At 66.4% G+C, this 7,663-nt stretch carries 7 protein-coding genes; 6 read left to right on the top strand and 1 reads right to left on the bottom strand.

What is annotated here, in order from left to right; all coding sequences use genetic code 11:
• A partial coding sequence (locus GJV64_RS08865; RefSeq protein ID WP_164156897.1) for a TonB-dependent receptor plug domain-containing protein occupies positions 1-1,126 on the bottom strand: 1,126 nt, incomplete at its 3' end.
• Positions 1,127-1,234: 108 nt separating this feature from the next.
• Here GJV64_RS08865 and GJV64_RS08860 point away from each other — a divergent pair.
• The 6 genes from GJV64_RS08860 (at position 1,235) to GJV64_RS08835 (ending at position 7,525) form a co-directional block, all read left to right on the top strand.
• Positions 1,235-2,059 (top strand): TIGR00266 family protein, encoded by an 825-nt coding sequence (locus tag GJV64_RS08860; protein WP_164156896.1) that lies wholly within the window; start codon positions 1,235-1,237, stop codon positions 2,057-2,059.
• A gap of 65 nt (positions 2,060-2,124) precedes the next feature.
• A complete protein-coding gene (locus GJV64_RS08855; RefSeq protein WP_164156895.1) occupies positions 2,125-2,715 on the top strand; it encodes a thymidine kinase in 591 nt (196 codons plus the stop codon).
• Positions 2,716-2,743: 28 nt separating this feature from the next.
• The gene (locus GJV64_RS08850) at positions 2,744-3,232 is read left to right on the top strand and encodes a glutathione peroxidase (RefSeq protein ID WP_235927671.1); all 489 of its coding nucleotides are present in this window, start codon (positions 2,744-2,746) and stop codon (positions 3,230-3,232) included.
• Between the two features lie 20 nt (positions 3,233-3,252).
• Entirely contained in the window at positions 3,253-4,575 is a 1,323-nt protein-coding gene (locus GJV64_RS08845) for an aspartate aminotransferase family protein (RefSeq protein ID WP_164156894.1), read from the top strand.
• A gap of 132 nt (positions 4,576-4,707) precedes the next feature.
• On the top strand, positions 4,708-6,426 hold the full coding sequence (locus GJV64_RS08840; RefSeq protein ID WP_164156893.1) for an ATP-binding cassette domain-containing protein: 1,719 nt from the start codon (positions 4,708-4,710) through the stop codon (positions 6,424-6,426).
• Positions 6,416-7,525 carry an efflux RND transporter periplasmic adaptor subunit gene (locus tag GJV64_RS08835; protein ID WP_164156892.1) on the top strand — a complete coding sequence of 370 codons (1,110 nt, stop codon included), beginning with the start codon at positions 6,416-6,418 and terminating at the stop codon, positions 7,523-7,525. Before GJV64_RS08840 ends, GJV64_RS08835 begins: the two co-directional genes overlap by 11 nt.
• Positions 7,526-7,663 lie beyond the last annotated feature (138 nt).

The raw sequence follows: 7,663 nt of genomic DNA, 5'->3' as shown, positions 1-7,663 counted from the left end.
TGCCGTCCACGAACAGGCCGGTGGTGCCGGTGCGGCCGCCGGCCTCACGCAGGCGGGTTGGCGCGCCCGCCACATAGGTGAACCGCTCGTTGGTCTCGCCGGTCAGCTGGCGGGTGTCGGCGCCCAGCCGCAGCGTCACGCCGTCGCCCAACGGGGGTGACAGCTCCAGCCGGCCGCCCCAGCCGGTGGCCGGGGTGGCATATTGGCTGAGCGTCTGGGTGGCGGTGGTGCGTGCGGCGTTGACGCTGGCAAAGTCGGAGGTGAAATTGCGGTTCTGCACATAGGCCAGCGCCTGCCAGCCCCAGCGCCCGCGCCCGACCAGTCTTATGGCGCCGTCGATGCCTTCGGAGGTGTTGCGCGAGAAATCGGTGCCGCGCTCGCGGCTGTCGGTGAAGCCGGTCGCGGTCACCTGGGCTTCGGTGTCGGGCGCGATCCGGACCACCACGCGCAGATTGATGCTGGCCTGTTCATAGGGCGCCGCGCGGTCCACCGGGCCACGGTTGCGCGCCACGATGGGAATGAAGCCATCACCCCGCCCATAGGCGCCCGACAGCATGGCAAAGCCGCCATCGCGCTTCAGGCCCAGCGAGCCTTGCGCATCCAGACTGTCGCGGCTGCCATAGGCGATGTTGCCGGTGAACGGCGTCAGGGTGGCGGCGCCAACGCTTTCCAGTTCGATGGTGCCGGCCAGCGCGCCCGGCCCCCAATAGCCCGAGCCGCCGCCGCGCGTGATGCGGATGCGGTCAAGCCGGCCGGTGGCATAGGCCGGGAACGCCACCCAGCCGCCGAACGGATCGGCCTGCGGCACGCCATCCAGCACCAGCAGCGCACGCGACGAGGCGTTGCCGCCCAGCCCGCGCAGGGTGATGCCTTGCGACGTGGCGTTGGCGGACCGGCTGTCGGAGCGGCGGAACTGCTGCTGCCCGGCGATGTCGGCCAGAACCGATTCCAGCCGGTTGGCGGCCGAGTTCAGGATGCGGTCGCGCCCGATCTCCACCAGCGACAGCGCGGCATCGCCAGGCAGGTCCTTCAGGCCCTTGCCGGTGACAATGATCATCGCGTCCTCGGCGGCGAGGGCGGGTGTTGCGGTGGCGAGCAGCAGGGTGGCAAATGCAAACTTGGTCATGCCCGTCTGATAGCGACGATGCTGGCGCGTGCAAGCCGCCTTTCCGTCTTGGAAAAGCAATACAGCCGTCCTACATCGACGCGGACCCCAAGCTGAGGAGCGCACGTCATGCCCAACCCCTGGCAGCACAGCCGGCAGAGCAGCATCGCCGACGACATCGATTTCGAGATCAAGGGCCATGAGCTGCAGTTCGTGGAGATCGAGCTTGATCCCGGCGAGAGCGCCGTGGCCGAAGCCGGGGCAATGGTGTGGAAGGATGCCGCGATCGGCATGACCACCGTGTTCGGCGATGGCGCCGGGCAGCAGGGCGGCTTCATGGGCGCGCTGATGGGCGCGGGCAAGCGCCTCCTCACCGGCGAGAGCCTGTTCACCACCGTCTACACCCACAATGGCGCCGGCAAGGCGCGGGTGGCCTTTGCCGCGCCGACGCCGGGCCACATCCTGCCGATCAAGCTGGACAGCGTGGGCGGCACGTTGATCTGCCAGAAGGATGCGTTCCTGGCGGCGGCCAAGGGCGTGTCAATCGGCATCGCCTTCCAGAAGCGGGTGATGACCGGGCTGTTCGGCGGCGAAGGCTTCATCATGCAGAAGCTGGATGGCGATGGCTGGGTGTTCGTGCAGATGGGCGGCACCGTGATCGAACGCAACCTGGCGCCGGGCGAGGTGCTGCATGTCGATACCGGCTGCGTGGCGGCGTTCACGCCTTCGGTCGGCTTCGATCTGGAAACCGTGGGCGGCGTCAAGTCCATGCTGTTCGGCGGCGAGGGCGTGTTCTTCGCCCGCCTCACCGGGCCGGGCAAGGTGTGGATCCAGTCGCTGCCGTTCAGCCGGCTCGCTGGCCGCATGATGCAGGCCGCCATGGGCCGCGGCCAGAACCGCGGCGAAGGCAGCATCCTGGGCGAACTGGGCGACTTCATCGGCGGCAACCACTAGGGGCAGCGGCCTGCATTGACTGGGCGCCCAGCCAGCGCGCATGACACGCGCTGGAAGGGGGGCGCGTGGCCAAGCTCTATTTCTACTATGCCTCGATGAACGCCGGCAAATCGACGGTGCTGCTGCAGGCCGGGTTCAATTATCGCGAGCGCGGCATGCGCACCCTCATGTTCACCGCCGCCATCGATGATCGCGCCGGCACCGGGGTCATCGCCTCGCGCATCGGCCTGTCGGCCCCGGCGTCGGCCTATGCGGCCGAGACTGACCTGTTTGCGGACATCGCCGCTTCCCATGCCGAAAGCACCGTTGATTGCGTGCTGGTTGACGAGGCGCAGTTCCTCACCCGCGCCCAGGTGTGGCAGCTGGCGCGCGTCGCCGATGATCTGGGCATCCCGGTGCTCTGCTATGGTCTCAGAACCGACTTTCGCGGCGCCCTGTTCGAGGGCAGCCAATGGCTGCTGGCCATCGCCGACGTGCTCACTGAACTGAAGGCGGTGTGCGCCTGTGGCCGCAAGGCGACGATGAATCTGCGGATTGATCACGAGGGCCGTGCTGTGACCACTGGCCAGCAGACCGAAATTGGTGGCAATGATCGTTATGTGGCCCTGTGCCGGCGCCATTTCGTGGCGGCACAGGCCGGATTGCACCAGCCCTGAACCGGGCCGGCGCCAGCAGGAGGGCGACGTGACCAGCATCGGTGATTTCAGCGCCAAGGCCATTGATGGCCACGAGGTGCCGCTGAGCGAGTTCGAAGGCAAGGTGCTGCTGGTGGTCAACACCGCCAGCAAGTGCGGGTTCACGCCGCAATATGAAGGGCTGGAGGCGCTGCACAAGAAATACGGGCCAGAGGGCTTTGCCGTGCTGGGCTTCCCCTGCAACCAGTTCGGCGCGCAGGAACCGGGCGACGCCACCGAGATCGCCAATTTCTGCAAGCTGACCTATGATGTCGACTTTCCGCTGTTCGCCAAGGTGGAGGTGAACGGCGACAAGGCCCATCCGTTGTTCCAGTGGCTCAAGAAGGCGGCGCCCGGCCTGCTCGGCAGCGAGGCGATCAAGTGGAACTTCACCAAGTTCCTGATTGACCGGCGCGGCCAGCCGCAGGAGCGTTTCGCGCCGGCCACCAAGCCCGAGGCCCTGGGTCCGCAGATCGAGAAGCTCTTGAAACAACCTTAGACACTATGGGGTGATGCGCCATGCTTGCCGTTCCCAATGATCTTGCCAACTGGTGGATGCCGTTCACCGACAACCGCTATTTCAAGTCCCACCCGCGCCAGATGGTGGCGGCGAAGGACATGCACTACACTAGTGCCGACGGGCGCCAGTTGCTTGATGGCACCGCCGGACTTTGGTGCGTGAACGCCGGCCATGGCCGCGAGCCGATCGTGAAGGCCATCCAGGCCCAGGCCGCGGCGCTGGACTTCGCGCCTGCCTTCCAGCTCGGCCATCCGCTGGGCTTCCAGGCGGCGGCGCGCCTGGCCGGCATCATGCCGGAAGGACTGGACCGCATCTTCTTCACCAACTCCGGTTCGGAAAGCGTCGATACCGCCCTGAAGATCGCGCTGGCCTATTGGCGGGCGAAAGGCGAAGGCCAGCGCACCCGGCTGATCGGGCGCGAGCGCGGCTATCACGGTGTCGGCTTCGGCGGCATTTCGGTGGGCGGCATCGTCACCAACCGCAAAACCTTCGGGCCCGGCCTGCCCGGCGTCGATCACTTGCCGCACACCCATGATCCGGCGCGCAACGCCTTCTCGCGCGGCCAGCCGGCGCACGGCGCTGAACTCGCCGACCGGCTGGAAGCGATCATCGCGCTGCATGGTGCCGACACCATCGCAGCCGTGATCGTCGAGCCGCTGGCCGGGTCAACCGGCGTGCTGGTGCCACCGGTGGGCTATCTGGAACGGCTGCGGGCGATCACTGCGCAGCACGGCATCCTGCTGATCTTCGACGAGGTGATTTCCGGCTTCGGTCGGCTGGGCGCTGCCACGGCAGCCGAGCGTTTCGGCGTCACCCCCGATATCATCTGCCTGGCCAAGGGGCTGACCAACGCCGCCGTGCCGATGGGCGCGGTGGCGGCCAGCCGCCATGTCCACGACACGCTGGTGAATGCACCCGGCGACACGCCGGGGATCGAGCTGTTCCACGGCTATACCTATACCGCGCACCCGCTGGCGTGCGCCGCCTCGCTGGCGACGCTGGAGCTTTATGCCGACGAGGCGCTGTTCGAGCGGGCGCGCGGCCTGGAAGCCCATTGGGAAGCGGCGCTGCACGGCCTTGCCGGCCTGCCGCACGTCATCGACATCCGCAATTTCGGCCTGGTGGCCGGCATCGAGCTGGTACCGATCCCCGGCCAGCCGGGGGTGCGTGGCCAGTCCATCTTCCGTGCCATGTTCGATTCCGGCCTGCTGATCCGCGTCACCGGCGACATCATCGCCCTGTCGCCGCCGCTGATCATCAGCGAGGCCCAGATCGACGAGATTGCCGGCCGGTTGGGCGAGCATCTGCGCACCTTGGCGTGACCGCGCACCAATTGACTCAAGGCGAGAGGTTCATCATTACGCGCGTGTAATTTTTTCCGCCGGTCGGCCTTGGCACGGGCGCCATGCCCCCCTACATGGGCGGACATTGCCGCAACAGGCATCGGGAGAGGCATGGCAGCGAACGATCTTGTGCAGATGGACCTGAAGCGGCTGGTGTATCGCTGGCTCGGGGACATTTTGTGGCCGGAGAAGGCGTATTTCTGGCTTGCCATCATCTATGGCATCGGGATCGCGCTTCTGGGCCTGGCCGTTCCGATTTCGGTGCAGCTGCTGATCAACAGCATCGCCAATACGGCGCTGCCGGTGCCGCTGTTCACCCTGTCACTGATCCTGTTCGCCCTGCTGGTGATCTCCGGTCTTTTGTCGGTGCTGCGCATCCACCTGATGGAGCTGTACCGCCGCCGCTTCATGGCGCGGCTGGTGGCGGACGTGACATTGCGGGCGATCAATGCTGCCGATCCCTTCTTCCAGGATGACCGGCGCATCGATCTGTTCAACCGCTACTTCGAGCTGGTCAACATGCAGAAGGCGGTGCCTTCGCTGCTGATCGGCGGCTTCACCATCATCCTCGGGATGATTGTCGGCTTCATCGTCACCAGCTTCTATCACCCGTTCTTCCTGGCCTTCAATCTGGTGCTGATCGTGCTGCTCTATGCGGTGTGGGCGATCTGGTCGAAGGGCGCCATGAAGACCTCGATCATCCTCTCTCACGAGAAATACAACGCGGCCCACTTCCTCGAGACGGTGGGGGCGTCCAACGGCTTCTACAAGTCGGCCCGGCACATCGATTATGCGCTTGGCCGCGCCGAGCAGGTGACGGCCAACTATGTGAAGGCGCATGCGGCGCATTTCCGTTTCCAGTTTCCGCAGACCATCGCCTTCTATTTCCTCTATGCCGTGGCCAGCGCCGGCCTGCTGGCGCTGGGCGGCTGGCTGGTGATCCAGGAGCAGTTGTCGATCGGCCAGCTGGTGGCGGCCGAGCTGATCCTGTCCGGCGTCTTCGCCGGCATGAACAGCCTCTATTCCTATCTCGACGACTGGTATGATCTGGTCGCTTCGATCGAGGAACTGTCGCTGCTTTATGGGCTGAAGCAGGAGGTGGCGGCGCCCGCCGGCGTGGCGCCGCCCAAGGGCGGCAGTCTGGCGCTCAACCAGGTGCGGGTCACGCTGCCGCTGGGCGAGGCCGAGCTCAATCTCGAGATTCCGGAGGCCAGCCGGTTGGTCTGCCAGGGCGTGCCCGGCATGGAGCGCGAGTTCGCCGATCTCTTGAAGCGCCTCGATCAGCCGACAGCCGGCCTGATCACGTTGGGCGGCGTTGACATCGCGATCATGGACCCGCTCGCCCTGCGCTCGGCCGTGATGGTGCTCGATCGCGCTGCCATCGTGGAATCGACCATCGCCGATTATCTGCGGCTGGCGAACCCGGCGAAAACCGCGGCCGAGCAGATGGCGGCCCTTCGCCTCGTGGGGTTGGATGATCGCATCGCCCTGATGCCCGATGGCATCCACACCAGGCTGTCTTCCACCGGCGCGCCGTTCAGCGTGGCCAAGATGATGCAGCTGAAGCTGGCGGCGGCCATATTGTCGGAACCGCGTATCCTGGTGCTGTCGCCACTGTTCGACACCGTCACCCTGACGCGATTGCGCGCGGTGTTCGGCCATTTCCGCCAGCTCGACACCACCATCCTCTATTTCAGCAACCGTCCCGAGGCGGTGGAGTTGGACGGCTGGCTGTGGATGGGCCTTCGGCAACAGCTGATCACCCGCGATGTCCGCGAATTCGATGCGCTGCGCGGTGCCGCTGGCCGGGAGACCGTTGATGGGGACTGATCCTGGCCTTGGCCCGGCCCTGCCGCAGGGCCATTTCGCCACGCTGCGTACCCTCAACCCGCCGCCGGTGATGCGCATGTTCGGCCGGCTGGTGCTGGCCGGCATCATCATCTTCCTGCTGTTCATCATCGTGGTGCCGTGGGTGCAGACGGCGCAGGGCTCGGGCCAGGTGATCGCCTTTGATCCGCGTGACCGCCAGCAGAACATCACGGCCCTGGTGCCCGGCCGGCTGGAGCGCTGGTATGTCACCGACGGGGCCAGCGTGAAGGCTGGCGAGCCGATCGCCAGGGTGGTCGACATCGATCCCGAATACCTCAACCGCCTGAAGGCAGAACGTGATCAGAAGCTGGCCGAGATGGCGGCCACCGAACAGGCGATGGCCACCGCCCAGCGCGACGTGAAGCGCATGCAGACCCTCTACGGCGAAGGGCTGGCGGCGCGGCGCGACATGGAACTGGCGCAGATCAAGGTGGCCGATTACGCGGCCAAGCTGGCCTCGCTCAGGGCTGATATCAACAAGATCGATGTCAACCTGCGCCGCCAGTCGGAACAGGTGATCAGGGCCCCGCGCGAGGGCCGCATCATGCGCGTGTCGGCCATCGACACGGCCACCATCGTCAAGCAGGGCGACGTGCTCGCGACCTTCGTGCCGGACCACTCGCGGCGGGTCGTGGAACTCTACATCGATGGCCGCGACATCCCGCTGATCACCATCGGCCGGCGCGTGCGGCTGGAGTTCGAAGGCTGGCCGGCGATCCAGTTTTCCGGCTGGCCGTCGGTGGCCAAGGGCTATTTTGACGGACAGGTGGCAGCGATGGACCCCAACGCCTCGGCCAACGGCCTGTTCCGCATCTTGGTGACTCAAAGCCCTGACCGCGATCCCTGGCCCGATGAACGCTCGGTGCGGCTGGGCGCCAAGGTGCGTGGCTGGGTGCAGATGAACACCGTGCCGATCTGGTTCGAACTGTGGCGCATCCTCAACGATTTCCCGTTGCAGTTCAGCCGCCCGGGCGCCGAGCCGGCCACCAATGGCGAAGCGCCGACCAAGGGCGAGTCTGGGGCGGCCAAGGGCAGCGATGCCATCACGGCGGGCAAATAGGCGGGTGTTGCTGCTGGCGCCCATGCTGCTGGCTGCTCTGCTGCTGTGGCCGGCTGTGCCTGCAGCGGCGCAGACCAGCCCGCGCGCGCTGGAGGCCGATGCCCGTGCCGCAGCCCAGCCGTTGCCCGCCGCCACCAG

This window comes from Sandarakinorhabdus rubra (assembly GCF_010994245.1).
GTDB lineage: Bacteria > Pseudomonadota > Alphaproteobacteria > Sphingomonadales > Sphingomonadaceae > Sandarakinorhabdus > Sandarakinorhabdus rubra.
This window is presented reverse-complemented; position numbering and strand designations above follow the sequence as displayed.